Origin of the sequence: Mycobacteroides sp. PCS013 (genome assembly GCF_049532645.1) — a bacterium.
Lineage (GTDB): Bacteria > Actinomycetota > Actinomycetes > Mycobacteriales > Mycobacteriaceae > Mycobacterium > Mycobacterium gwanakae.
The window spans coordinates 4,620,404-4,644,975 of record NZ_CP150131.1 but is presented as its reverse complement, the minus strand read 5'-3'; the positions used below and the strand labels follow the sequence as shown (position 1 = coordinate 4,644,975).

The window sequence follows — 24,572 nt, the reverse complement described above, 5'->3', positions numbered from 1 at the left end:
CTGGCTAGACGGCGCGCAGGTAGTCCAGCTGCGCCTGCACCGACCATTCCGCGGCGCCCCACAGCGACGGGTCCACATCCGTATAGACGAATTCAACGACCTGCCGAGCCGAGGCATCCTCACCCAGTGCGGCCAGCGCCCCGCGCACCTGGTCGAGACGCTGCTCGCGATGTGCCAGATACTCGGCCGATATCGCCGACAAGTCACCCAACTCCGGACCGTGACCGGGCAGCACGGTGCGCTTGCCCAGGCCCTCAAGACGTTTCAGCGACTCCAGGTAGTCATCAAGGCCTCCACCGTCCTGCGCGATGACGGTCGTACCCCGCCCGAGGATGGTGTCGGCCGTCAGCACCGCGTCGTCAAGAACGAAGGACACCGAGTCGTCGCTATGCCCGGGTGTGGCGAGCACCGAGATGGACAAGCCCGCGACGTCGATGTGCTCGCCGTCGGTCAGGGCCACCGAATCGCCGCGCAGCCAGGCCGGGTCCGCCGCGCGCACTGGCGCACCGGTCAGTTCGACCAGCCTGTCGACGCCGCCGGTGTGATCGAAGTGCCGATGGCTCACCAGAATCAGTGCCACCTTGCCGATTTTCGCCAGCTCCTCGACGTGTACATCGGGGTCACCGGTCGCGACACCCGGGCCGGGGTCGACGATGACGATCTCATCGCTGCTCGGGGCGCGCAGCACCCAGGTGTTGGTGCCTTCCAGCGTCATCATCCCCGGGTTGTTGGCCAGCAGCACCGAAGCGGTTTCGGTGACCGGACGCAGCTGCCCGTAGGCGGGATGGGTCATCAGGCGGATGCTTCCGCTGTGACCTCCACGATGATCTCCACCTCCACCGGGGCGTTGATCGGCAGCTCCGCGACCCCCACGGCCGAGCGCGCGTGCACACCCGCGTCTCCGAACACCTCACCCAGCAGCTCCGATGCCCCGTTCACCACGCCGGGCTGACCGGTGAAACCCGATGCCGATGCGACGAATCCGACGACCTTGACCACCTTCACGACGTTGTCGATCCCGACAAGTGCGTCCACTGCGGCGACGGCGTTGAGAGCAGAGATGCGGGCCAGGGCCTTGGCGTCCTCCGGGGACACCTCAGCGCCGACCTTTCCGGCGGTGACCAGACTGCCGTCCACGATGGGCAGCTGTCCGGAGGTGTAGACGTGGTTGCCGCTGCGCACCGCGGGCTGGTACGCCGCCAGGGGTGCGGCGACGGCGGGCAGCTCGATTCCCAGCTCGGCCAGCCGGGCGCTATGCGTGCTCACTTCGACCTCTTCAGGTAGGCGACATGCTGTTCACCAGTGGGCCCCGGCAGCACACTCACCAGCTCCCAGCCATCGCTTCCCCACTGGTCCAGGATCTGTTTGGTGGCGTGTGTCAACAGCGGGACGGTGGCGTACTCCCATACGGTGCGTTCGGTCATACACGCACCCTAGGGCGTTCGTCGTTGGCAGTCGATCGTGGACAGTTAGCATGCGTGCGTGGTGAACACTTCCCCTGACGACGACGCAGGGACCTCAGCCAACGCCTGGCCCGCGCGAGTCGCGAATGCGCGACTGCACTTTGTGACCGGCAAGGGCGGGACTGGAAAGTCCACCATCGCCGCGGCCCTGGCCCTGGCGCTCGCCGCGGGCGGCCGCAAGGTGCTGCTGGTCGAGGTCGAAAACCGGCAGGGCATCGCCCAGCTTTTCGACGTACCTCCGCTGGCGCCCAAGGAACTCAAGATCGCCACCGCCGAGGGCGGCGGAGCGGTGAACGCGCTCGCTGTGGAGATCGAGACGGCGTTCATGGAGTACCTCGAGATGTTCTACAACCTCGGCCTGGCCGGGCGTGCGATGAAGCGCATCGGCGCCATCGAGTTCGCGACCACGATCGCGCCGGGTCTGCGCGATGTCATCCTCACCGGAAAGATCAAGGAATGCATCGTCCGCGTCGACAAGTCCGGACGGCATGTGTACGACGCCGTCGTGGTCGACGCCCCGCCCACCGGCCGGATCGCCCGCTTCCTCGATGTGACGTCGGCGCTATCCGATATCGCCAAGGGCGGCCCCATTCACTCGCAGTCCGAGGGGGTGCGCAAGCTGCTGCACTCGGATCAGACGGCCATCCACCTGGTGACTCTGCTTGAAGCCCTGCCCATGCAGGAGACCGCCGAGGCCATCGCCGAACTGAGCGGGATGGGCCTACCAATCGGCAGTGTCATCGTCAACCGAACCGTGGTGCCGCATCTGTCGCCGGCAGATCTGGACAAGGCCGCCGAAGGTGTCATTGACGCCGACGCGGTTCGTAAAGCGTTGGCCGATAACAACGTAACCCTCTCCGACGCCGACTTCGCCGGTCTGCTCACCGAGACCATCGAGCACGCGACCCGGATGCGGGCACGGGCCGAGAGCGAGGAACTGCTCGGCGAGTTGCAGATACCGCGACTGGAATTGCCCTCCCTGGCCGACGGCGTCGACCTGGGCAGCCTCTACGAACTGGCCGAGAGCCTGGCCGAGCAGGGAGTCCGATGAGCAACACACCTGCCGTCTTGGACATGGCGGCCATCCTCGAAGACCGCAAGAACCGCGTCGTGGTCTGCTGCGGGGCCGGTGGTGTCGGCAAGACCACCACGGCCGCTTCGGTCGCGCTACGGGCCGCGGAGTACGGCCGCACCGTTGTGGTGCTGACCATCGACCCGGCCCGCCGGTTGGCGCAGTCGCTGGGCATCGAAGCGCTCGGTAACACCCCGCAGCAGGTACACATCGAGGGCATCAAGGGCGAGCTGTACGCGATGATGCTGGACATGCGTCGCACCTTCGACGAGTTGGTGGTCCAGCACGCGGGATCCGATCGCGCACAATCGATTCTGGACAACAAGTTCTATCAGACCGTCGCCACCTCCATGTCGGGCACACAGGAGTACATGGCCATGGAGAAGCTCGGGCAGCTTCTCCATGAAGACAAATGGGATCTGATCGTGGTGGATACCCCGCCGTCGCGTAACGCACTGGACTTCCTGGACGCACCAAAGCGGTTGGGCAGCTTCATGGATGGACGCCTCTGGAAGATGCTGCTGGGCTCCAGCCGCGGCTTGGGCCGGATCGTCACGGGAGCCGTCGGACTGGCGATGAAAGCGCTGTCGACGGTCCTCGGATCGCAATTACTTTCCGACGCTTCAATGTTCGTGCAATCTCTGGACTCCACGTTCGGAGGATTCCGCGAGAAGGCTGACCGCACCTATGAGCTGTTGCGCCGGCGCAGCACCCAGTTCGTCGTGGTGTCGGCCGCCGAACCCGATGCGTTGCGTGAGGCCACCTTCTTCGTCGAGCGGCTGACCCAGGAGGGTATGCCGCTGGCCGGCCTCATCCTCAACCGCACTCATCCCACGCTGTCGACCCTGACCGTCGAGCGCGCCGTTGATGTCGCGGACAACCTTGAAGAGTCGGGCGAGTACAGCCTGCCGGCGGCGGTGCTGCGGGTTCATGCCGAGCGCGCGGCCACCGCCAAGCGGGAGATCCGGCTGCTGTCGCGGTTTACGAGCGCCAATCCCACGGTTCCGATCGTCGGGGTGCCTTCACTCCCGTTCGATGTGTCCGACGTGGATGCGCTGCGCGCGATCGCCGATCAGATCACCGGCGTCGCCTCTTAACCCCAGATACACGTCGAGTGTCGACTTCTCGGGCGGAAGTTCAGGAGAACAACCCGAGAAGTCGACACTCGACGAAAAGAACTAGTTAGACCGCGCTCTTGTGCTTGCGCTGCGCGGCGAAGAAGTCGGCCCAGGAATCCACCTCGGGGTGAGCCTTGAGCATCGCGCGACGCTGCCGTTCGGTCAGTCCGCCCCACACACCGAACTCCACGCGGTTGTCCAGCGCGTCGGCGCCGCATTCCATCATGACCGGGCAGTGCCGGCAGATCACTGCTGCCTTGCGCTGCGCTGCCCCGCGGACGAACAACTCGTCAGGGTCGCCTTGTCTGCATCTGGCCTGTGAAACCCAGGCAATGCGCGCTTCTCCACCATCGATTGATACCGCCGTATGCAACGCACTCATGGCTGGCCGTGAAGCTGACACTGGCAATCCCTTCTGTCACTAGCGGCCCATAAGAGGCGTGGGCCACACTCCGCTTGGTGTGTAACTTGAATCACACCGTGAGATCAAGTTAGTGGTCAGAGATCTTCAACGCAACACCTGATCCGAATTTTTTGGGACGGTTGTGCCGACAACGTCTTTTTCATCGCCCCGCCGGGGCCCGGCGGGGCGATGAACTACCGGCAGACACCTCTGGGGAGGCCACGTACCCTGTGCCTATGCCAGAACGCCCGCCTGAGTCGGTGACCCTCGCGAAGCTCGCGGGATGCGGGCTTATCGCGGCGGTCATCCTGGCCGGATTGATGTTCCCCCTCGCGGGCGGCTTCGGGTTGGCGTCCAACCGCGCCTCCGATGTGGTGGCCAATGGGTCCACCCAGCTGCTCGAGGGCGAGGTACCCGCGGTCACCACCGTGGAAGACGCCAAGGGCAACAAGATCGCCTACCTCTACACGCAGCGGCGATTCGAGGTGCCCGCCGATCAGATCGCCGACACCATCAAGCTGGCCCTGTTGTCGATCGAGGACAAGCGGTTCACCTCGCACAATGGTGTCGACTGGAAGGGCACGCTCGGCGGCCTGGCCGGATACGCCTCCGGTGACGAGGACACCCGCGGTGGTTCCACCATCGAGCAGCAGTACGTGAAGAACTACCAGCTGCTGGTGGTGGCCAAGACCGACGCCGAACGCAAGGCCGCCATCGAGACCACCCCCGCGCGCAAGCTGCGCGAGATCCGGATGGCGCTGCGGCTGGACCGCACCTTTACCAAGCAGGAGATCCTGACCCGGTACCTGAACCTGGTGTCCTTCGGTAACAACTCGTTCGGTGTGCAGGACGCCGCACAGACCTACTTCGGCGTCGACGCCAAGGACCTGAACTGGCAGCAGGCGGCGCTGCTGGCGGGCATGGTGCAGTCCACCTCCGGGCTGAATCCCTACGTCAACCCCGAACGTGCGCTGGCCCGCCGCAACCTGGTGCTCGACACCATGATCGCCAACGCCCCGGAAAAGAAGGCCGAACTGGTGGCGGCCAGGGCGCAACCCCTCGGTGTGCTGCCCCAGCCGAATGAGCTGCCGCGCGGATGCATAGCCGCCGGAGACCGTGCGTTCTTCTGTGACTACGTGCTCGACTACCTGGCCAAGTCGGGTATCAGCAAGGACCAGGTGATGAAGGGTGGATATCTCATCCGCACCACCCTGGATCCCGATGTGCAGAACTCGGTGAAACAGGCGGTCTCCCACGTCGCCGATCCGGGTCTCAACGGTGTCGCCGATGTCATGAGCGTCATCAAGCCGGGACAGACCAGCCACCCCATCATGGCCATGGCATCCAGTCGCACTTATGGACTGGATGGCGCAGCCAACGAGACGATGCAGCCGCAGCCCTTCTCCCTCGTCGGCGACGGCGCCGGATCGATCTTCAAGATCTTCACGGTCGCCGCCGCCATGGATATGGGCATGGGCATCAACACCGTGCTCGATGTGCCGCCCACCTTCTCGGCCAAGGGTCTCGGCAGCAGCGACGGCACCAAGGGCTGCCCCAAGGACACCTGGTGCGTCAAGAACGTCGGTAACTACCGTTCCCCGATGAGCGTCACCGACGCCCTGGCCACCTCGCCGAACACCGCGTTCGCCAAGTTGATTCAGTCGATCGGCGTGTCCAAGGCGGTCGACATGGCCGTCAAGTTGGGCATGCGCTCCTACGCCCAGGCGGGCACCGCTAAGCCCTATGACCCCGAGGGCGACGAGAGCCTGGCCGACTACATCAAGAAGTACAACCTGGGCTCGTTCACACTGGGCCCCATCCAGGTGAACGCCCTCGAACTATCCAATGTGGCAGCCACTTTGGCCTCTGGTGGCAAGTGGTGCCCACCCAATCCGATCGACAAAGTCTTCGACCGCCACGGCAAAGAGGTCCCGACCACCACCGAGGCCTGCGAGCAGGCGGTACCCACCGGGCTCGCCAACACCCTCGCGAACGCGCTGAGTAAAGACGATCAGCCCGGCGGCACCGCCGCGGGCTCAGCAGGCTCGGTCGGCTGGAGCCTGCCGTTGTCCAGTAAGACGGGAACCACTGAAGCGCACCGGTCTTCGGCCTTCCTGGGATTCACCAACAACTTGGCCGCGGCGAGCTACATCTTCGACGACTCGACCTCCCCCGGCGATCTGTGTTCCTTCCCGCTGCGCAAGTGCGGCGACGGAAACCTGTACGGCGGAAATGAGCCCGCCCGGGCCTGGTTCGAAGCCATGAAACCGATCGCCGAGAACTACGGCCCTACGGCCCTGCCTCCCACCGAACCGCGGTACGTCGACGGAGGTCCTGGCTCCAAGGTGCCCAGTATCAACGGACTGCGCGAATCCGAGGCACGTGATGTTCTCAAGAAGGCCGGATTCAAGGTGGCTGACCAAGCCAGCGTGGTGAACAGCACCGCGCCGTTCAACGAGGTCGTCGGCACCAGCCCATCTGGAACAACCATCCCGGGCTCGACCGTCACCATCCTGCTGAGTAACGGCATCCCGCCGGCGCCGCCGCCTATCGTCATTCCGGGCCTGGGCGGCCCACCGGGCGAGATGACGACGACGGTCGTCAACATCCCCGGTCTGCCGCCGATCACCGTGCCGGTGCTGGCGCCGCCCCCGTGAGCTAGCTGCCCGTCTTCGCGCACGCCGTTCACGACGAGAAATTCGCCACGTTTTGCGCTGGTGATCAAGGGTCACTCAGCTTTCGGAGTTACTCTCGGATGATGAACACGTCGTTCAACACGGTTATCAAGCGAGCGGCCGCTTATTCGGCAGGTTCGGCCGCGCTTGGCATCGGGTACGCGTCGATCATCGAACGCAACGCGTTCACCGTCCGCGAAGCAACGATGGATGTACTCGACCCCGGAGCCTCCCCGCTACGGGTGCTGCACATCAGTGATATCCACATGCGTCCCGGCCAGCACCTCAAGCAGGCCTGGTTGCGCGAGCTGGCGCAGTGGCAGCCGGACCTGGTGATTAATACCGGCGACAACCTGGCCCACCCCAAGGCGGTGTCTTCTGTCGTGCAGGCCCTGGGGGATTTGCTCTCGGTCCCAGGACTTTTCGTCTTCGGAAGCAACGACTACTTCGGCCCGCGGCTGAAGAACCCCGCCAAATACCTGTACAAGAGCGATGAGCGCAAGCACGGGGAACCGCTGCCGTGGCAGGATCTGCGCGCGGCGTTTACCGAGCGCGGCTGGCACGATATGACCCACACTCGGCACGAGCTGGAGGTCGGCGGGGTGCGGATCGCGGCCGCCGGAGTCGATGATCCGCATCTGCACCGGGACCGCTACGACACCATCGCCGGAATGCCGAATCCGCTGGCCACACTGCGGCTGGGGCTGACCCATTCGCCCGAGCCGCGGGTGCTCGACCGCTTCGCCGAGGACGGCTACCAGCTGGTGATGGCCGGTCACACCCATGGCGGGCAGCTGTGCTTGCCGTTCTATGGAGCGATCGTCACCAACTGCGAACTGGATCGTTCCCGGGTGAAGGGTCCGTCGCGCTGGGGTTCGCACATGCAGCTGCACGTGTCGGCGGGTATTGGCACATCGCCATTCGCGCCGATGCGGTTCTTCTGCCGTCCGGAGGCGACGCTGCTGACCCTGGTGCCTGCGCGCATCGACGGCCAAGGGACCGACGCCGAATCCGGCGACCGGCTGCCCAGCGCCACCGCGCAGTGACGTGAGCCGCGCGTGGGCCGATAACGCGGTCCGGCTGATCGAGGCGGACGCCCGTCGTAGCGCCGACACCCACCTGCTGCGGTACCCGTTGCCTGCGGCCTGGGCCGACACCGTGGATGTGCAGCTGTATCTCAAGGACGAGTCCACTCACATCACCGGCAGCCTGAAACATCGTTTGGCGCGTTCACTTTTCCTGTATGCGCTGTGTAACGGGTTCATCCGGGAAGGCACCACGGTCGTGGAGGCCTCGTCCGGTTCGACCGCGGTGTCCGAGGCCTACTTCGCGCAGCTGCTGGGGCTGCCTTTCATCGCGGTGATGACGGCTTCGACCAGTCCCAGCAAGATCGCCCTGATCGAGTCTCAAGGCGGCAGTTGCCATTTCGTCGACCAGGCACAGCAGGTCTATGCCGAGGCACAGCGGCTCGCGGACGAATCCGGTGGACACTATCTGGACCAGTTCACCAACGCCGAACGTGCGACCGACTGGCGCGGCAACAACAACATCGCCGAATCGATCTTTACCCAGATGCACTACGAAAAGCACCCGCTGCCAACGTGGATCGTGGTCGGGGCCGGTACCGGCGGTACCAGCGCAACCATCGGACGGTACATCCGCTATCGCCGCTACCCCACGAAACTGTGTGTGGTGGACCCGGATAACTCGGCGTTCTACCCGTCCTACATCGCCGGACATGATGTGGTGACCGGGATTTCATCGCGTATCGAGGGCATCGGGCGTCCTCGCGTCGAGCCGTCGTTCCTGCCCACCGTGGTGGACCGTATGGAGCAGATACCCGATGCGGAGTCGGTGGCGCTCACGCGGCATGCCAGCACCGTGCTGGGCCGTCGGGTGGGTGCGTCAACGGGAACCAACCTGTCCGGCGCGTTCCGGGTGCTCTCGGAAATGGTGCGGGACGGTGTCCCCGGGTCGGTGGTGACACTGCTGGCCGACACCGGTGACCGGTATGCCGACACCTACTTCGATGACGCCTGGGTCGCCGAGCAGGGATTCGATCTGCTGGCCCCGACGGAGCGTCTGGCCGAGTTCGAGAACACCGGCCGGTGGGGTTAGGCCCCGGGACGATAAGGGCACGTCACATCCGGTTTGGGTGCACGCGAGTCAACGCATTCGCGACCGAAGCCCTCGATGCGATACCCTTGCCTGGCTTCAAAGCGGGGTGTGGCGCAGCTTGGTAGCGCGCTTCGTTCGGGACGAAGAGGTCGTGGGTTCGAATCCCGCCACCCCGACTGAGCTGAGAGGTGAACGAGCGTGCTCGTTCACCTGAGGCGAGGAAAGAGGTAGGAGGCGCATGGCGCCGAATACCCCGACGCTGGAAGTAAGGCCCTGACCAGGAATTCCCCGGTCGGGCCTTTTTTCATCAGCATGGCGGACCAGCTGGGACTCCCGCCGCCGTGACATGGTGGATGCATGGCCGTCTCTGAACTCGCGTCGAATCCCGTCGCCCTCGCGGCCATCGCTATCGGTTTGCTTATCGTCTGGAAGCTGCGCAAGGCCGTGATGCTGATCGGCCTGCTGGCAGCGGTGGTGCTCCTGGTCGCTATGTACCGGTAACAGCTAAGCGGAAGCACACGACATTTCTTTCGGTAAGGTTTGACAAAACCCGACGAATGGGAGCTTTACATGAAGAATCGCCTTGTGGGCGCCGGTGTGATCGCGCTGGCGGCCGCCCTCAGCGGACCGGCGCTGGCCGCCGCCGCACCCGCCGATGACCAGCAGATCCGGCAGATCATCTCGGGCGAGGCTTCGGCCATCAAGTCGCTCGACAACGCCACCCTCTCGACATTCTTCTGCGACAAGTACCGGGGCACGATCGCCTCGAAGTCTGCTGATGATCAGATCCCCCCGATCGGTCAGGTCGCTGGGTACGGGCCGAGCATGATCAGCGCCGTGGCGTCGGCAGCCGGGGTCTCCGGGCCGACCACCCAGGCGCTGACCACCGCGATCCAGAACAATGACGACAAGGCCTACCGTTCGTCGTTCCGCGCGGCAGCCAAGGAGGTGCTGTCCGGCGTCACCTACGACGTCCACGACATCAACGTCACCGGACCGACGGCGACCGCCGGGGTCACCGCTCAGGGCCACGACGTGACCGCCAATCAGCAGCGCGAGTTCGTGCTGGAGAACGGCAAGTGGAAGGACTGCACCGACCCCGAGAAGCGGGCCGAGACCTCGGGCAACCCACTGCTGACGTCGTTGATGGGCTGACGCCCTAGAACTGCACACAGATCAGGCCGCCTATGTCCTTCGGGACGTGGGCGGCCTGATTCTTTGGGCGCACTGCAATATTCGGTGGCACCGCCTCAGCACGGTCTCTAGGCTGGATCCGTTTGTGCCATAACCGATTACCTTCAAGAAGATAGAGCCGATGCCTGACTTCTCCCCCATCATCACCGACTTCTGGCATGGCTACCTTGGCCGGGGCACCGTCCTGCACACCGACGACGATTTCCAACTCGCCGTCTGCCCCGACCTCGACGAGGACAGCCGGCTGATAGTGCTCAAGACGGTCGACCGTAAGACCAGCATCACCCTCGTCCCCGAACTCGCCGAACGCGCGGAAATCGATGGTGCACAGGATCTTTCGGAGCCCTACTTCTGGGCAAGCGCAGGTAAAGCCGGTATCGCAATGCACGGGGCGGACAACCTCTTCTATTTCACCAACGATGCGCGCGATGCACTCGTGGCCGAGGTACCCACGGGCGATGTCCGTCAGCTCACAGCCGACGACAAGGCAATCTTCTCGGCATTCGAATCGGTTGCCTCGGTGGATGACTTGGACAACGCCCAAGTGGAGCTGGGTCATTGGGCCGTGTTCGGCTCCTTCGACAACGGCCGCCTCGTCGCCGTCTCCAGCATCTATCAGTGGGAGGGCGCGGCGATCATGGACCTCGGAGTGCTGACGCTGCCGATATTCCGCGGCAGAGGCCACGCCCGGCAGCTGGTGCGTGCCGTGTTCCGGTACGCGTGTGCGCGGGGTTACGAGCCGCAGTACCGATGCCAGGTGGACAACGCCGCGTCCAGTGCGCTGGCTCGTGCTGCGGGGCTCACGCTATTCGGCACCTTGGATGTGATCGCCGACTAGCGCGCTCCTATTGCGCGGTCATGGGCATATCGATGGTTTCGGACTTGCCGGCGCTGCCCGTGATCACCAGTTTGGTGAACTGCCACCAGCCTGCGTCATCGGGAAGCGCCTTCGAGTCCTGGAAGGTCAGCGTGACGTCCCGACGGGTTGTCCCACCCGTCGCGCAGTCGGGGACACAGTCCTTGGTCGCGCGGACTGCCTTCCCAGTCGCCTGCTGCTGCGTCCAGCTGTCCCAGGTGATATCGACAAGCATGTCTCCGGCGTCGGCAGGGGTCAGCACGATCTGCGTGGGCTTCTCTTCCGGCTGCTGGGTCACCGGATTCCAGTAGACACCGCCCGGCGGCACCACCTTGTGCGAAGGCTCGGGGAGCGATGGCGCGGATGGCGCGGCCGACGTGGACACGGGTTCTTGCTCCGGCGATGTTGAACCACAGCCTGTAAAAGCGAACGCTGCCAAGGCAATTCCGGTCACCCACACGATCCGCTTCATGCCTGGACTCTACTCTCAGAGCCGACGGGTCAGCCGGGTACCGATGAGCGGGGCGATCTTGTCGGCCATGTAGGCGTGCCCGGCATCGTTGGGGTGCACACCGTCCGAGCCGATCAGCTCCGGGTGCCCCACGAACCAGCGTTCGGCCAGCGGATCCACCCACGACGCACCGATCGCATGGGCCTCGCCGTACAGAATGTTGCGCAGTTGCAGCACCACGTCGGGTACGTCGGCCGTCGGCCACGGTGGGCCGATCACGAGCAGCTTGGCCGCCGGCGCCGTGCGCCGTGCCGACGCCAGCGTGCGACGGGTCGCCTCGGCATACACGTCCGGATCGACATCCTGGTCGTTGCGCGAACCGAAGAACACCACCAGCTCGTCGTCGGGACGCACTACCCGGTCGGTGAGGTCAGCGAAGACGCTGCCGTGGTCACCGCGCACGCCGTATCCGGCGCGCCCTTCAGCGGCGACGTCAGCGTTGATGCGGACACCTTCGCGCCCCAAGATCCGCCACGCCAGCGATGTCCACGATTTGGCGCCCAGGCCGCCTTCCTTGGTGCCGGTGGTGTACGAATCGCTGACCACTGCGACATGGTTCAGTCCGGAACCTAAGTAGGCCAGTCGGTAGGGGCGCGCCGGTGCGGGCTGCGGGGCAGCCACCCCGAAGAGAAACACGAATGCGATGACGAACGCCGCCAGACGAACCACTGCTACCTCCACTGTCCCCAGCATTTTAGGGGGCCTCAAACCCGGCTGCGGCACAGCGTTATTCGTTTGAAACTATCGACTCGTTACACCGGTCGACACCGGCTCCCGATCGGAGTCCGTCACGTCCGCGGACACCTGGTGTTTATGGCCATTGTGCGGAACATGGTGATCGGTGATCGCTGGCTTGGTGACGCCGATCATGCGGCGCATCCAGCGCCGTCCGGGTTCCTCCACGCCGTGATACAGCGCCATGGACAGCACTACAGAGAGCGCAATCAGGCCGATCACGATCCAACCGCCGCCGGGGTCGGTCAGTGAGAGCTCGAACTGCTTGGTGGCCCATGTCCAGGAGACGTGCACGAGCTCATGCACCATGTAGAGCCCGAAGGAGATCTGACCGCCGTAGACCATGATGCGCGTGGAGAGCAGTGTCGGTAGCGGTCCAATGCCCACCGCCAGCGCCATCACCAGCGGTACGAACAGCACGTCCACCACTCCGCTGCTGTCGGTGACTCCGGAGATCGGGTGGGCATCCAGGAAGTACAGCGAGCCCACGATCGCCGCGATGATCGCGATCGCCACGTAGCCGGCAATATGGCGGGAACGGTGAGTGAGCCGCAACCTGCTCACCGCAGCACACGCGAGGGCGCCTGCGGTGAACTGCATAACGATGCGCGGCAACCAGCTCCACGGTGTGTAGAACTGCCCCGTCAGCAGCAGGATGATGACCGGTGGCAGCGAGGCCACCACGGCCAGAACCATGAGGCTGCGGGCGCGGGTCGCGCGCGCCATCCGGAAGACGACAAGGACCAGGCCCCCGAAGAGCAGGTAAGCCAGCCATTCAGCGCTGATCGACCACGCAGGACCGTTCCAGCTGGACAGGTCGAAGTACGGACGGAACCACAGCTGCACCATGAAGAGCTGGCGCACGTAACTCATGGCGTCGTATCCGTTGACGTCCTTGGGCGGTATGTGTCCGACGTGCATGGTGAAGATGACCCAGAGCGCGGCCAGATGCATGGTGACCAGGTACACGGGCCACACCCGGGCCAGACGCAGCCACAGGAAGTGCAGCGTCTCGCGGGTTGACCAGCGATCGCCCATCTTGTCGAGATAGTTCCAGGTCAGCACGAACCCACTGAGAATGAAGAAGAGATCAACACCTTGGGCGCCGCAGTCGAGAACGGGGGTCAGCGCGGACCGAAATCCGGGGACCGCGTCCTCCAGCAGGGGCCGGAAGTGAAAGAGCACAACCCAGAGCGCGGCGATGATGCGAAGCCCTGTGAGGGCCTTGATCTCTCCGCCGCGCACTAATCTCATCTCTGCTCTACCAGGCATATTTCGTTGCCGGCCGGTCGCGCGCCTCCCCTGCGTCCCCAACAGACCGTCTTCGGAGGGTATCAGCGCGACCAGGAAGGTGCCGTATTCCTCGAGTGTGTGGTGGCGGAAGACTCAGCGAACGCGTGGGACACTCGGCTAATGGACAGCGAGATCGAGCTGCAACTCCGCAGAATGATCTTCGATCGCTTAGCTGAAATCCGCGCCAAGCAAGGGGTCGCCACTCGAGCCGATCTTGAGGCCCTCCAGATTGACAACGGCGAAGTGCGGAGAGTTATCGACCAAAGCGGCGGTATCTGGAATCCCGCAGATCTGAATGCGACGCTATCTGTGGTATCCAGCCCCGATAGCCCGTACTCCGACACCGATATTGGTGATTCTTTGTTCGCTTACGACTACCGAGTAGGCAGCACAAACGGCAGTAATCGAAAACTGCGTCGCGCCTACGAACTCGCGCTGCCTATCATTCTTCTACGCAAGATAAAGAAGGCCGTGTTCGTCCCCATTTTCCCGGTCTATGTCGTGGCCGACGATGTCGCTCAACGCCGATTCATGCTCGCGCTGGACGAGAGTTTGCGATTTGTTGCAGACCCCTTGCACTTGAAGCCCGCAGAGCGCGAGTACGCAGAACGCATTGTGAAGTTAAGGCTGCATCAACCTGAGTTCCGTGGCCGAATCCTCATGGCCTACGAACAGCGTTGCACTGTGTGCACATTGAGACATGGGAAGCTCCTCGACGCCGCACACATCATCGGCGACAACAAACCCAATGGACTGCCTGTTGTCGAAAACGGACTCAGCCTCTGCAAAATTCACCACGCCGCGTACGACGCGAATCTCCTTGGAATTTCGCCGGACTACACAGTCAGCATCAACCGCGAACTCATGGAAGAAAACGACGGGCCAATGTTGAAGCATGGGCTCCAGGAAATGGATGGCCGCACGTTGTCACTACCGCCTCGTCGCGCGGATCTCCCCTGCAAGGACCGGCTCGCCGAGAGGTTCGAAGAGTTCCGCACGGCGGGCTAGTCCGCATAGTTCTTGGCGGAGCGGCACCTCCACCGCGCCTATCCGGCACACTGGCATGGAACGCCATGACCGCAGCCGCGCTAGGACAGATACGCAGATGACGCAACCGCAGTACCCCCACGGCCAGTACCAGCAGCCTCAACAGCAGTTCCCCGGATACCCGCAGCCCGGCCCTTATGGCCAGCCCCCCGGTGGCTACGCCCCCGCCCCCAAGCCTCCCCGGCCGCCACTGACCCCGCAGCAGAAGGCCCTGGCCGTCGTCGGTGGCTCGCTCGGTATCTTTCTGATCGCCCTGCTGGTACTCGGCCTCACCACCACCAACTCCAGCACCCAGAGCACCCGCACGACTGCCAACGACCAGATCGTCGACTCGCCCCGCTCCTCCGGCTCCAACAAGGACGAGGACATCAAGGCGATCAAGCAGACCATCTCCGGAATGGCCGATGCCGCCAAGGCCAACGACTTCAAGAAGATGCTCACCTTCTTCTGCGCCAAGTACCGCGAGGCGTTCAAGGACATCGCCGGAAGTGGGCAGGCTCCCGATCTCAACGCCTTGACCAAGGCCGACAATGGCCCCTCGAAGATCACCGGCCTCGATATCGACGGCGACATCGCCGTCATTCACATCACCGATGCCAAGGGCAAGCACGACATCGAGTTCAAGAAGGAGACCGGCGGCTGGAAGTTCTGCCCGGGGGCCTAGCAGCTCCGCTCATCCGTGAGTGGACTCCACCGTGGCCGTTGGATATACGCCGAACCCTCGGCATCCACCGGCGCGGCTCGACTGATCCCACGTATCGGGTGTCCCCCGGCGGATCCATCACCCGAGGCACTTACACCCCGGATGGCCCTGGGGTACTGACGATCTCACGCGAAGATAGGACCGTCATCGGCCGGGCCTACGGTGACGGTGCCGAGTGGCTGCTCGATCGCCTGCCACGCCTGTTGGGCGCCGACGACGAACCCGAAGCGCTCACACCTAAACACGAGGTTGTCACCCGGCTGATCCAGGGCGCGAAGGGCGTCCGTCTTGGCGCCACCGATCGCGTGTGGGAGGCCCTCGTTCCCGCCGTGCTGGAACAGAAGGTGCCCGGCGCAGAGGCCTGGCGTGCCTGGCGGTATCTCATCAACCGTGTCGGCACCGACATCGGCTGCGCCAAGGTTCCACCACCCCAACGAGAATGGCTCGACATCCCGTCGTGGGAGTGGCACAAGTCCGGTGCGGAACCGGTCCGCATGCGCACCGTCCGCATCGCCGCCAACATCGACGTGGAAACCAAGCCAGAGCACCTGACCTCGGTCCACGGCATCGGACCGTGGACCGAGGCCGAGGTCCGCAGTCGCGCGCTCGGCGATCCCGACGCCGTGCCCGTCGGGGATTACCACATCGCCGGGCAGGTGGGATTCGTGCTCACCGGCAATAAGACGGACGATGCCGGCATGCTGGAACTTCTAGAACCCTATGCCGGACAACGCTATCGAGTCATTCGACTCATCGAACTTATGGCACCCAAGCCGGAGAGACGCGGATCCCGGATGCCGGTGCGCGACTACCGCAACTTCTGACATTCGACAAGCGGTTCGTCTCACTTGTGGATGGCCATCGTGGTTGTGGATAACCTCGCCCAGCTGTCGGTCGTCATCCATAGCCTTCAGCCATGAGTCCAATCGACGATCTACTGGCGACAGCCACGGCTGTCGTCGAGTCGTCGTGCGAAGAGCTCAACAATCCCGAGTTGATCTCCGCACTAAGGCAACTGGAAATCGCACAGCGCAAGATCACCGCGGCCTCACACGCACTCACGGCCCGGCTGGTGGAACGCGGGTCACCGATCGCGTTGGGCGGTACGACATTCGCAGAAGTACTGGCACGGCACCTCTCGATAAGTACCGCAACCGCTCGGCGCCGCCTCGCCGATGCCGCACATCTCGGCCCGCGGCATTCATTCACCGGCGAGCCCCTACAACCCCTTCTTCCGCGTACCGCCCACGCACTGCGGGAGGGACGCCTCGGCGACGAGCACGTGCGGATCATCCGCAGGTTCTTCGACGTCTTGCCCGACGCGATCGACGCCGATACCCGCGAGTCTGCCGAGCAGCGATTGGCATCCATGGGAACCGAATTCGGCCCGGAACAACTCCGCGCCGGCGCCGACCGGATCGCGTCTCTGATCAATCCCGACGGACGATTCTCTGACGGTGACCGTGCCCGCATGCGGGGCATATCGATCGGACGTCAGGGAACCGACGGAATGAGCGCCATCAGCGGCCTGCTGGATCCGGAGACGCGCGCCTACCTCGACGCCGTGCTGAGCAAGCTCGCGGCGCCGGGCATGTGCGATCCTCGCGATGAATCTCCCACGACCGAAGGCGAACCCGACGCGGCAGTCGCCGAGCGCGACACACGAACGACCGCCCAGCGAAACCACGACGGACTACGAGCGTGCCTGCGCAGCACCTTGGCCTCGGGCAAGCTGGGCTCACATCATGGATTGCCCGTCACCGTCGTGGTCTCAACGACGCTGAGCGAGATGCAGAGCGCAGCCGGTCAGGCGATATCGGGTAGCGGCAACCTAGTGCCTATCCCCGACCTGATCCGGATGGCTGCCCACGCCCTGCATTACCTCGCGATATTCGACGACGACGGCCGCCCGCTCTACCTGGGTCGGTCCAAAAGGATCGCCACCGCCGATCAGCGAATTGTCTTACACGCCAAAGATCGTGGCTGTTCGGCGCCGGGATGCACGGTGCCCGGTTATCTCTGCCAGGTGCATCATGTCGACGATTGGTGCGACGACGGACCGACCGACATCGACAACCTGACCTTCGCCTGCGGCCCGCATCATCGGCTGCTCCAACAGGGCTGGACCACCCGAAAACGCCGCAGTAACGGGATCACCGAATGGATTCCGCCGCCGCATCTCGATACCGGTCAGTCCCGCACCAACGACTACCACCACCCCGAGCGGTTCATCCTGGACTTCTAGCCCGCCAGGTGCGCCGAAAGTAGCCACGCCGGCACCGATGACCGGCCATCGGGCTCGACCTGGTGCCGTGCGAACCCCTGCGCCACACCCGGTTCAAATCCGTTGAAGTTTGCGTAGATCTTGGCGGGGCGGATCTCATCGATGGCCCAGTAGTTCGAAACCGCATCCCGCAGTTCGTTTTCGGTGACGGCATTGACAGGTGATCCCGCCGGGAACGCGGCGCGATCGAAGACCAGTACGTAGTAGCGTGCACCCGGCGCCGCGGCACGGACAATCGAACGCTGATAGCCATCGCGCAGCTCGACAGGCATCGAGTGGAACAGCGTCGAATCGATGATGGTGTCGAACCGTCCGTCATATCCCGTGAAGGCCGAGATGTCGGCGACCGCGAAGCTGGCATTGGTCAGGCCGCGTTCGGCCGCATAGCCTTTCGCCAGTTCGATGGCCTTGGGCGCGGAGTCCAGACCTACGGTGGTGTGTCCCACCTCGGCGAGATACAGCGCGGTCGCCGCTTCGCCGCAACCGGCGTCAAGCACCTCCCCGCGCACCTTGCCCTCGGCGATCAGCGTCGCGATCTCGGGCTGCGGTTCACCAATGCTCCACGGCGGCCGGACACCCAAACCGTCGGGACGCTCGCCGCGGTACGCGGCCTCAAACGCGAGATCGAATTCCTGTGTGGCGCTCTTCTCAGTCATACCTCCAGAATGTCAACTCGCCTGACATATGTCAAGGGTGTTGACATTAAAATGGAGAGGCAATTGCCAGGAACGCCCTCAGCCGCCAAAATGGAGCAATGAGCAACGACGAGGGGGGCGTCACTCCGTCTCCGCTACCCCCGGGACCCCCACCCGCCTACCCTCCTGCTGCGCCTGGCTATCCACCCGCCCCGGCCTACGGATATCCACCCCCGGGATTCGGATACCAGCCGCCACCCCCTGGGTATCAACCACCACCGCCTGGATATCAGGGGCCGCCGCAGGTTCCCTACTGGGTGACACCGGCGCCACCGGCACTGAAACCCGGCATCATCCCGTTGCGCCCGCTGGATCTGTCCGCGCTGTACAACGGGGCCGTCGCCGCCATTCGCGCCAACCCCAAGGCAACGATTGGTCTCACCGCCGTGGTCGTGGTCATCAGCCAGCTGCTCACCTTCGCGTTGCAAGCCGGACCCATCCTGGGACTGCTCAGCGGTGTCGGCGGCTTCGATGCGAACAGTGACGACGCGTTCGCCGCCGCATTCGGGATCGGATACTTCGGCGGCGCGGCCATCGGCTACGTGATCACCATGCTGGTCACCATCGTCCTGAGCGGCATGCTGACAGTCACCGTCGGACGCTCCGTATTCGGTGAACACACCACGCCCTCGGCGGCCTGGCAGCGTGCCAAACCCCGCATCTGGGCGCTCATCGGATTGGCGTTCCTCTCCGCTCTACTGCTGACCCTGCCTCTGGCGATCGGTATCGCCGGAGTGGTCGGGCTTGCCCTCACCGTCGGCCCGTGGGGCGCGGTACCGGCGGGCTTCGCGCTCGGGTTCGGCTTCCTGGCGCTGTACTTCTATCTCATTCCCGTCTTCGCCCTGGCGTCCCCAGTTTTGATCCTGGAGCGCCAGACTGTCTTCGGCGCAATCGGCCGATCAATATCTTTGGTACGCAAGGGCTATTGGCGCCTCCTTGGCATTCTGCTGCTCACATCCATCATCGTCGGCATCGTGGCCGGCATCCTGGGAATGCCCTTCAGCCTCGGCGGACAGATCGGCATGGGCCTGGGCTCATCGAATACCAGCAGCACGACAATGCTCCTGGGTCTGGCGCTAACCAGTGTCGGTGTCATCGTCGCCCAGATCATCACGCTGCCGTTCAACGCCGCGGTGAACGTGTTGCTCTACACCGATCAGCGAATGCGCACCGAGGCATTCGATCTCGTGTTGCAAACCGAAACCAGAACGCGTGAGCGCCTCGGACAACCCGGCATCGATCCTGATGCGTTGTGGCTGCCCGCGTATCCCCCGGTTCAGGTGTAATGCCGACCGTCGACATCGACCGCGATTCAGCGGCCGAGGCGGCCCAACACGAACTCGCCAAACCGATCTACGCGCACCCCTCGCCACTGGACCGTCTGGTCAACTGGATCATCGAACACCTGAACTACCTGGAGTTCCGGGCCAGCGAGGTTCCCGGCGGCTGGTTCACCATCGTCGTCACCGCGCTCATCGTCATCGCCGTCGTGGTGCTGTTGGTGCGCATCGCCCGCCGCGCCATCCGGACCAAGGGCGGCGCGGATTTCGGGCTCTTCGAATCAGCCGAGCTCACCGCGGCGGAGCATCGAGCGGCGGCCGAACTCGCCGCATCCCAAGGTGACTGGGCCTCGGCAATCCGGCACCGGCTGCGCGCCGTGGCACGCCAACTCGAAGAACGCACGATCCTCACCCCGGTGCCGGGACGTACCGCCAACGAGCTAGCCGCCGACGCATCACGCGAATTACCCTCACTGGCAACAGAATTCCGATCGAGTGCCGAAATCTTCAATGACGTGAGCTACGGCGAACGCCCCGGTACCGAACAGTCCTATCGCAAGATCGCCGACTTGGACGACCATATCCGCGATGCCCCGGTTCTGTTGACATCCACAGAACCGGGCGCGATGACGGGCTGGGAGGCGGTGCGGTGACCACCAGCACCAGCACCGCCACCTCTCCCCGTCTCCGGGACCGTTGGCGCACCTGGGCATGGATCCTGACCGCATTGGTCGCCATCGTCGTCACGGGTCTACTGGTCACCAAATCGCCTCGGCCCGAGGGCTATCTCGACCCCGAAGCCGTGACCCAGCGGGGCGGGCACGCTCTCGCGCAACTGCTGCGCGACCGCGGTGTCACCGTCACACGCGCCACCACCATCGCCGAGGTCCGTGCCGCGATGCGACCCGACAGCCAGCTCATGGTGCTGGACAATGGGAATCTCACCGACGAGATACTGGACTCTCTGGTTGCGATTCCCGGGGATCGTCTGCTGCTGGCGCCGTACTCCGCGACCCGTGAGCGGCTGGCCTCGCAGGCACGCATCACCTCATACCAAAGCGATGAGATCGTCGAACCCGACTGCGATCTCCGGGAAGCTCAGCGGGCCGGGACCATTCAGACATACATCGGCCCCACCTACACATTCACCAACCCGGGTCCCGGCCAAATTAGCTGCTACGGCGGCACTCTGCTGCGTTATCCCGAGGGCACCCGCACCATCACCGTGCTGGGCGATGACACCCTGCTATCCAACCTGCAACTGGCCAAGCAGGGCAATGCGGCATTGGCCATGAATCTGGCTGGCCGCTCCTCGCACCTGGTCTGGTACGTCCCCGAACGGCCGAAGGTGGGCACCAGCGCCCAACCGAAATCGATGGGCGATCTGATCCCCGACCAAGTGAGCATGGCCATTTGGCAGCTCTGCATCGTCGTACTGCTGCTCGCTCTCTGGCGGGGCCGCCGCCTAGGGCCCGTGGTCGCCGAAAAGCTCCCGGTGATCGTGCGCGCTTCGGAAACCACCGAGGGGCGCGGGCGCCTCTACCGGTCGCGCCGTGCCCGCGATCTCGCCGCCGCATCGTTGCGCGAGGCCGCCACCTACCGGATCGTGCGCCGGCTCGGCCTCCCGGTCGACGAGACGCCGCAGGTCGTCACCACCACCGTCGCTTCGCGAATAGGCCGTAACCCCATCGAGATTCACCATGTGCTGTTCGGCCCCGTCCCGTCGGACGACCAACAGCTCACCAATCTGACTCGACAACTGGATCTTCTGGAAAGGCAGGTACGCGAATCGTGACACAGGCAACCACCACCGGGAACTCTGAGGACGCCGCGCGCAATGCCCTGGCCGCGTTGCGCGAACAAATCGCCACCGTGGTCGTGGGGCAGGATTCCGTGGTCAGCGGACTGGTCGTCGCGCTCCTGTGCCGCGGGCACGTCCTGCTGGAAGGCGTCCCCGGAGTCGCGAAAACCCTTCTGGTGCGTACGCTCTCGGCGGCACTGTCCCTGGAGTTCAAGCGGGTGCAGTTCACTCCCGACCTGATGCCGGGTGACGTCACCGGGTCCCTGGTCTATGACGCACGCACCGCAGCATTCGAGTTCCGGGCCGGTCCGGTGTTCACCAATCTGCTGCTGGCCGACGAGATCAACCGCACCCCGCCCAAGACGCAGGCGGCACTACTGGAGGCCATGGAGGAGCGTCAGGTGACGGTCGATGGCACTCCACGGCCGCTCCCCGATCCCTTTATCGTCGCCGCGACCCAGAATCCCATCGAATACGAGGGCACCTATCAACTGCCCGAGGCTCAGTTGGACCGCTTCCTGATGAAGCTCAACGTGTCTCTGCCGGAACGTGATCAGGAGATCGCCATCCTGGAGCGGCATGCGCACGGATTCGACCCCCGCAACCTGTCCCATGTCACTCCGGTCGCCTCTGCCGCCGACCTGGAGGCTGGACGCGCCGCGGTGGGCCGCGTGCTGGTGGCCCCGGAGGTGCTCGCCTACGTGGTCGACGTCATCCGCGCCACCCGCCAGTCGCCCTCGCTGCAGCTGGGCGCCTCCCCGCGCGCGGCGACGGCCCTGCTGGCGACATCCCGTGCGTGGGCGTGGCTGTCCGGCCGCAACTATGTCACTCCGGACGACGTCAAGGCGATGGCGCGTCCGACGCTGCGTCACCGCATCGGCCTGCGCCCCGAGGCGGAGTTGGAGGGCGCCACCTCGGATCGTGTGCTCGACGGCATCCTCGTCACGGTTCCGGTGCCGCGCTAGTGATTCTCACCGGACGCGCGGGATTGGCGGCGCTGCTCGGCGCGCTGCTGATCCTGGTGTCGCCGTGGCCGGTTCGGCTGTTCTGGCTGCTACTCCTGGCGCTCGCGGTATTGATCGTCATCGATATCGTCGCCGCCGCCAGCCCGCGCCGTCTCACCTTTGTCCGGTCGGGGCCGGATTCCATCCGGCTTGGTGAATCCGCAGACATCGCCCTGCAGATCCAGAATCCGGGCCGCCGGGTACGCGGATCGGTCCGAGACAGTTGGGCACCGAGCATGCGTGCCACACCGCGAGCACACCGGTTGAATCTGCGCAATGGCGAACGCACACAGATCGTTACCTCCTTGCACCCCTTACGTCGTGGCGATCACCGGCCGGCCATCGTGACCGTGCGTACGGTGGGACCACTGGGGCTGGCCGGGCGGCAGGGACGTCACGACGTGTCCTGGCAGCTGCGCGTGCTGCCACCGTTCCTGAGCCGCAAGCATCTGCCGTCCCGCCTCGCCAAGTTACGCGAACTCGAAGGCGCCATCCCTGTGCTCATCCGGGGCCAGGGCACCGAATTCGATTCGCTGCGTGAGTATGTCGTGGGCGATGACGTCCGGTCCATCGACTGGCGTGCCTCCGCCCGGCGCAATGACGTGGTGGTACGCACCTGGCGCCCGGAACGAGACCGCCGCATCCTCGTGGTGCTGGACACCGGTCGCACCTCGGCGGGACGCATCGGCGTCGACCCGACATCGGGTGATCCCTCCGGGTGGCCGCGGTTGGACTGGGCGATGGACGCCGCATTGCTGTTGGTGGCATTGGCATCTCGCGCCGGAGATCGCGTGGACTTCCTGGCGCACGACCGCGCGGTGCGCTCGCAGGTGTCCGGTGCATCGCGCAACGAACTACTTCCGCTGGTGGTCAACGCGATGGCGCCGCTGGAATCGTCGCTTGTGGAATCCGACGCCCGCGATCTCGTGGCCACCATTCGTCGTAAATCCCGTCATCGCTCGCTCATCGTGCTGCTCACCGACCTGAATCCCGAGGCGCTGGAGGAGGGCCTGCTACCGCTGCTTCCCCAGCTAACCAGCCATCACCATCTGCTGGTGGCCGCGGTCAGCGATCCACGTGTCGAGGACATGGTGATGCCTGAGAACTCCACGGGGCTAGGAAATATCAGGACACTGGACGTCGAGCAGGTCTACGACGCGGCCGCTGCCGAACGTACCCGTGGCGGACGCCGGCGCATCGTCACCTTGTTGCGCCGTCAGGGTGTCGAGGTCGTCGACGCCCCGCCGGACGAGATCGCCCCCGCTCTTGCCGACCGGTATCTGTCGTTGAAGGCGTCCGGACGCCTGTAGCGCTCAGGAAGCCGGAGCGTAGTCGGGAGCGTCTTCCATATCGCCGGATTCGTTGGCGGCCACCCCGCGGCGACCGAGAATCACCACATAGGCCAGGAACAGCGCCTCCGCGATCACCCCGATTGCCACACGTGCGAATGTGGGCAACGGCGACGGGGTGACCAGCGCCTCGATGAGACCGCTCACCAGCAGTACCCCGACAAGTCCGCCCGCCACCGACATGACGGCGCGGCCCTGCTCGGCCAGCACCTGTCCACGGGGCCGATCGCCGGGGTCAATAACCTTCCATCCCAGGCGCATTCCCGCGCCCGCGGCCAAGAACACCGCCGTGAGCTCCAAGAGACCGTGCGGGAGGATCAGGCCGAAGAACACATCGCCGCGGCCCGCCGCGATCATCAAACCACCGGCCACGCCCACATTCGCCGCATTCATGAACAAGACGAACGGGATGGGAATGCCCAGCAGCACGGCGAAAATGATGCACTGCGCCGCCACCCACGAGTTGTTGATCCACACGTGCAGCGCGAAGGCCGCGGCCGGATGCTCGCTGTAATAGTTTTCGAAGTCCTCGTTTACCAGGTGCGCGATCTCATCGGGTGTTCCGATCACCGATTGCAGCTCGGCGGAGTGCATCACCCAGATGCCGACGGCGACTGCCACCACCATCGAGGCGACCGTCGCGCCCAGCCACCACCGCCAGCTCCGGTAGGCGACCACGGGAAAGGACACCGTCCAGAATCGGATGAAGTGACGCCACAGCGGGGCGTGCTCTCCCGTGACGGCCGAACGTGCCCGGGCAACCAGGTTGGACAACCGCCCGACCAATGCCGGATCCCCGGAGGACGACCGCACGGTCGACAGGTGCGTCGACACCCGCTGGTACAGCTCGACCAGCTCATCGATCTCTGGACCGCTCAGGCTGCGCCTGCGCTTGAGCAGCAGCTCCAGCCGGTCCCATGTCCCCCGGTGAGTGGCGACAAATGCGTCCACGTCCATCTGGCAAATACTAG

General features: G+C 64.6%; 26 protein-coding genes and 1 tRNA gene. 18 read left to right on the top strand and 9 right to left on the bottom strand.

What is annotated here, in order from left to right:
• Nucleotides 1–4 precede the first annotated feature (4 nt).
• The 3 genes from RHO23_RS23130 to RHO23_RS23120 are packed head-to-tail and all read right to left on the bottom strand — an operon-like array spanning nucleotide 5 to nucleotide 1,424.
• Entirely contained in the window at nucleotides 5–793 is a 789-nt protein-coding gene (locus tag RHO23_RS23130) for an MBL fold metallo-hydrolase (RefSeq protein WP_423488407.1), read from the bottom strand.
• On the bottom strand, nucleotides 793–1,266 hold the full coding sequence (locus tag RHO23_RS23125) for a RidA family protein (protein WP_030095906.1): 474 nt from the start codon (nucleotides 1,264–1,266) through the stop codon (nucleotides 793–795). Before RHO23_RS23125 ends, RHO23_RS23130 begins: the two co-directional genes overlap by 1 nt.
• Nucleotides 1,263–1,424: a DUF4177 domain-containing protein gene (locus RHO23_RS23120; RefSeq protein WP_044104864.1), complete on the bottom strand. Its 162-nt coding sequence runs from the start codon at nucleotides 1,422–1,424 to the stop codon at nucleotides 1,263–1,265. The genes RHO23_RS23125 and RHO23_RS23120 overlap by 4 nt, the downstream gene beginning before the upstream one ends.
• A gap of 61 nt (nucleotides 1,425–1,485) precedes the next feature.
• Between RHO23_RS23120 and RHO23_RS23115 the strand changes: the two genes are divergently transcribed.
• Both RHO23_RS23115 and RHO23_RS23110 read left to right on the top strand, forming a co-directional pair.
• Nucleotides 1,486–2,514 carry an ArsA family ATPase gene (locus tag RHO23_RS23115; protein ID WP_264920080.1) on the top strand — a complete coding sequence of 343 codons (1,029 nt, stop codon included), beginning with the start codon at nucleotides 1,486–1,488 and terminating at the stop codon, nucleotides 2,512–2,514.
• Complete coding sequence (locus tag RHO23_RS23110; protein ID WP_030095908.1) at nucleotides 2,511–3,632, top strand: ArsA family ATPase; 1,122 nt, start codon at nucleotides 2,511–2,513, stop codon at nucleotides 3,630–3,632. Before RHO23_RS23115 ends, RHO23_RS23110 begins: the two co-directional genes overlap by 4 nt.
• An 85-nt stretch (nucleotides 3,633–3,717) precedes the next feature.
• On the opposite strand, the gene RHO23_RS23105 is transcribed toward RHO23_RS23110, so the two are convergent.
• On the bottom strand, nucleotides 3,718–4,035 hold the full coding sequence (locus tag RHO23_RS23105) for a WhiB family transcriptional regulator (RefSeq protein ID WP_030095909.1): 318 nt from the start codon (nucleotides 4,033–4,035) through the stop codon (nucleotides 3,718–3,720).
• A gap of 257 nt (nucleotides 4,036–4,292) precedes the next feature.
• Between RHO23_RS23105 and ponA2 the strand changes: the two genes are divergently transcribed.
• From ponA2 to RHO23_RS23070, 7 genes are all read left to right on the top strand, one after another.
• Entirely contained in the window at nucleotides 4,293–6,713 is a 2,421-nt protein-coding gene (gene ponA2, locus RHO23_RS23100) for a transglycosylase/D,D-transpeptidase PonA2 (RefSeq protein ID WP_057967178.1), read from the top strand.
• Nucleotides 6,714–6,814: 101 nt separating this feature from the next.
• Nucleotides 6,815–7,777, top strand: a complete 963-nt coding sequence (locus RHO23_RS23095; RefSeq protein WP_030095911.1) for a metallophosphoesterase — start codon at nucleotides 6,815–6,817, stop codon at nucleotides 7,775–7,777.
• A gap of 1 nt (nucleotide 7,778) precedes the next feature.
• Complete coding sequence (locus tag RHO23_RS23090) at nucleotides 7,779–8,849, top strand: PLP-dependent cysteine synthase family protein (protein WP_064407660.1); 1,071 nt, start codon at nucleotides 7,779–7,781, stop codon at nucleotides 8,847–8,849.
• Between the two features lie 102 nt (nucleotides 8,850–8,951).
• Nucleotides 8,952–9,025: transfer RNA gene (locus tag RHO23_RS23085), tRNA-Pro, on the top strand.
• A gap of 181 nt (nucleotides 9,026–9,206) precedes the next feature.
• A complete protein-coding gene (locus tag RHO23_RS23080; RefSeq protein WP_046252311.1) occupies nucleotides 9,207–9,350 on the top strand; it encodes a hypothetical protein in 144 nt (47 codons plus the stop codon).
• Nucleotides 9,351–9,419: 69 nt separating this feature from the next.
• Complete coding sequence (locus tag RHO23_RS23075) at nucleotides 9,420–10,004, top strand: hypothetical protein (RefSeq protein WP_030095914.1); 585 nt, start codon at nucleotides 9,420–9,422, stop codon at nucleotides 10,002–10,004.
• Between the two features lie 160 nt (nucleotides 10,005–10,164).
• The gene (locus RHO23_RS23070) at nucleotides 10,165–10,881 is read left to right on the top strand and encodes a GNAT family N-acetyltransferase (protein WP_264918538.1); all 717 of its coding nucleotides are present in this window, start codon (nucleotides 10,165–10,167) and stop codon (nucleotides 10,879–10,881) included.
• 7 nt (nucleotides 10,882–10,888) lie between these two features.
• On the opposite strand, the gene RHO23_RS23065 is transcribed toward RHO23_RS23070, so the two are convergent.
• The 3 genes from RHO23_RS23065 to RHO23_RS23055 all read right to left on the bottom strand — a co-directional run bounded on the left by RHO23_RS23065 (nucleotide 10,889) and on the right by RHO23_RS23055 (nucleotide 13,390).
• On the bottom strand, nucleotides 10,889–11,371 hold the full coding sequence (locus tag RHO23_RS23065; RefSeq protein ID WP_264918537.1) for a hypothetical protein: 483 nt from the start codon (nucleotides 11,369–11,371) through the stop codon (nucleotides 10,889–10,891).
• Nucleotides 11,372–11,386: 15 nt separating this feature from the next.
• Complete coding sequence (locus tag RHO23_RS23060) at nucleotides 11,387–12,079, bottom strand: Rv0518 family GDSL lipase (protein WP_423489284.1); 693 nt, start codon at nucleotides 12,077–12,079, stop codon at nucleotides 11,387–11,389.
• A 72-nt stretch (nucleotides 12,080–12,151) separates the two neighbouring features.
• Entirely contained in the window at nucleotides 12,152–13,390 is a 1,239-nt protein-coding gene (locus RHO23_RS23055; RefSeq protein WP_264918534.1) for an acyltransferase family protein, read from the bottom strand.
• A 168-nt stretch (nucleotides 13,391–13,558) separates the two neighbouring features.
• Here RHO23_RS23055 and RHO23_RS23050 point away from each other — a divergent pair, with 168 nt between their 5' ends.
• From RHO23_RS23050 to RHO23_RS23035, 4 genes are all read left to right on the top strand, one after another.
• Nucleotides 13,559–14,446 (top strand): HNH endonuclease, encoded by an 888-nt coding sequence (locus RHO23_RS23050; protein ID WP_423488406.1) that lies wholly within the window; start codon nucleotides 13,559–13,561, stop codon nucleotides 14,444–14,446.
• A 97-nt stretch (nucleotides 14,447–14,543) separates the two neighbouring features.
• On the top strand, nucleotides 14,544–15,149 hold the full coding sequence (locus RHO23_RS23045; RefSeq protein ID WP_030095927.1) for a hypothetical protein: 606 nt from the start codon (nucleotides 14,544–14,546) through the stop codon (nucleotides 15,147–15,149).
• Between the two features lie 38 nt (nucleotides 15,150–15,187).
• Nucleotides 15,188–16,012, top strand: coding sequence for a DNA-3-methyladenine glycosylase family protein (locus RHO23_RS23040; RefSeq protein ID WP_264918531.1), 825 nt, complete (start codon nucleotides 15,188–15,190; stop codon nucleotides 16,010–16,012).
• 92 nt (nucleotides 16,013–16,104) lie between these two features.
• A complete protein-coding gene (locus tag RHO23_RS23035; protein WP_264918529.1) occupies nucleotides 16,105–17,433 on the top strand; it encodes an HNH endonuclease signature motif containing protein in 1,329 nt (442 codons plus the stop codon).
• Here the strand turns inward: RHO23_RS23035 and RHO23_RS23030 are convergent.
• Entirely contained in the window at nucleotides 17,430–18,128 is a 699-nt protein-coding gene (locus RHO23_RS23030; RefSeq protein WP_070922064.1) for a class I SAM-dependent methyltransferase, read from the bottom strand. The genes RHO23_RS23035 and RHO23_RS23030 overlap by 4 nt on opposite strands.
• Before the next feature lie 296 nt (nucleotides 18,129–18,424).
• Here RHO23_RS23030 and RHO23_RS23025 point away from each other — a divergent pair, with 296 nt between their 5' ends.
• Genes RHO23_RS23025 through RHO23_RS23005 form a run of 5 tightly spaced genes read left to right on the top strand, consistent with a single transcriptional unit; the run spans nucleotide 18,425 to nucleotide 23,562 of the window.
• Nucleotides 18,425–19,453 (top strand): glycerophosphoryl diester phosphodiesterase membrane domain-containing protein, encoded by a 1,029-nt coding sequence (locus tag RHO23_RS23025; RefSeq protein WP_070916827.1) that lies wholly within the window; start codon nucleotides 18,425–18,427, stop codon nucleotides 19,451–19,453.
• Nucleotides 19,453–20,100 carry a DUF4129 domain-containing protein gene (locus tag RHO23_RS23020; RefSeq protein WP_423488405.1) on the top strand — a complete coding sequence of 216 codons (648 nt, stop codon included), beginning with the start codon at nucleotides 19,453–19,455 and terminating at the stop codon, nucleotides 20,098–20,100. Before RHO23_RS23025 ends, RHO23_RS23020 begins: the two co-directional genes overlap by 1 nt.
• A complete protein-coding gene (locus tag RHO23_RS23015) occupies nucleotides 20,082–21,242 on the top strand; it encodes a DUF4350 domain-containing protein (RefSeq protein ID WP_423489283.1) in 1,161 nt (386 codons plus the stop codon). Before RHO23_RS23020 ends, RHO23_RS23015 begins: the two co-directional genes overlap by 19 nt.
• Nucleotides 21,239–22,213: an AAA family ATPase gene (locus tag RHO23_RS23010; protein ID WP_030095934.1), complete on the top strand. Its 975-nt coding sequence runs from the start codon at nucleotides 21,239–21,241 to the stop codon at nucleotides 22,211–22,213. The genes RHO23_RS23015 and RHO23_RS23010 overlap by 4 nt, the downstream gene beginning before the upstream one ends.
• Complete coding sequence (locus RHO23_RS23005; RefSeq protein WP_423488404.1) at nucleotides 22,213–23,562, top strand: DUF58 domain-containing protein; 1,350 nt, start codon at nucleotides 22,213–22,215, stop codon at nucleotides 23,560–23,562. Before RHO23_RS23010 ends, RHO23_RS23005 begins: the two co-directional genes overlap by 1 nt.
• Before the next feature lie 3 nt (nucleotides 23,563–23,565).
• On the opposite strand, the gene RHO23_RS23000 is transcribed toward RHO23_RS23005, so the two are convergent.
• The gene (locus RHO23_RS23000; protein WP_057965852.1) at nucleotides 23,566–24,558 is read right to left on the bottom strand and encodes a stage II sporulation protein M; all 993 of its coding nucleotides are present in this window, start codon (nucleotides 24,556–24,558) and stop codon (nucleotides 23,566–23,568) included.
• Nucleotides 24,559–24,572 lie beyond the last annotated feature (14 nt).

Excerpts from the sequence above, each read along its gene's own strand:
- RHO23_RS23130 (WP_423488407.1), bottom strand. The coding sequence starts at position 793 with ATGACCCATCCCGCCTACGGGCAGCTGCGTCCGGTCACCGAAACCGCT.
- RHO23_RS23120 (WP_044104864.1), bottom strand. The coding sequence starts at position 1,424 with ATGACCGAACGCACCGTATGGGAGTACGCCACCGTCCCGCTGTTGACA.
- RHO23_RS23110 (WP_030095908.1), top strand. The coding sequence starts at position 2,511 with ATGAGCAACACACCTGCCGTCTTGGACATGGCGGCCATCCTCGAAGAC.
- RHO23_RS23105 (WP_030095909.1), bottom strand. The coding sequence starts at position 4,035 with ATGAGTGCGTTGCATACGGCGGTATCAATCGATGGTGGAGAAGCGCGC.
- ponA2 (WP_057967178.1), top strand. The coding sequence starts at position 4,293 with ATGCCAGAACGCCCGCCTGAGTCGGTGACCCTCGCGAAGCTCGCGGGA.
- RHO23_RS23095 (WP_030095911.1), top strand. The coding sequence starts at position 6,815 with ATGAACACGTCGTTCAACACGGTTATCAAGCGAGCGGCCGCTTATTCG.
- RHO23_RS23080 (WP_046252311.1), top strand. The coding sequence starts at position 9,207 with ATGGCCGTCTCTGAACTCGCGTCGAATCCCGTCGCCCTCGCGGCCATC.
- RHO23_RS23075 (WP_030095914.1), top strand. The coding sequence starts at position 9,420 with ATGAAGAATCGCCTTGTGGGCGCCGGTGTGATCGCGCTGGCGGCCGCC.
- RHO23_RS23070 (WP_264918538.1), top strand. The coding sequence starts at position 10,165 with ATGCCTGACTTCTCCCCCATCATCACCGACTTCTGGCATGGCTACCTT.
- RHO23_RS23065 (WP_264918537.1), bottom strand. The coding sequence starts at position 11,371 with ATGAAGCGGATCGTGTGGGTGACCGGAATTGCCTTGGCAGCGTTCGCT.
- RHO23_RS23050 (WP_423488406.1), top strand. The coding sequence starts at position 13,559 with ATGGACAGCGAGATCGAGCTGCAACTCCGCAGAATGATCTTCGATCGC.
- RHO23_RS23045 (WP_030095927.1), top strand. The coding sequence starts at position 14,544 with ATGACGCAACCGCAGTACCCCCACGGCCAGTACCAGCAGCCTCAACAG.
- RHO23_RS23035 (WP_264918529.1), top strand. The coding sequence starts at position 16,105 with ATGAGTCCAATCGACGATCTACTGGCGACAGCCACGGCTGTCGTCGAG.
- RHO23_RS23030 (WP_070922064.1), bottom strand. The coding sequence starts at position 18,128 with ATGACTGAGAAGAGCGCCACACAGGAATTCGATCTCGCGTTTGAGGCC.
- RHO23_RS23020 (WP_423488405.1), top strand. The coding sequence starts at position 19,453 with ATGCCGACCGTCGACATCGACCGCGATTCAGCGGCCGAGGCGGCCCAA.
- RHO23_RS23000 (WP_057965852.1), bottom strand. The coding sequence starts at position 24,558 with ATGGACGTGGACGCATTTGTCGCCACTCACCGGGGGACATGGGACCGG.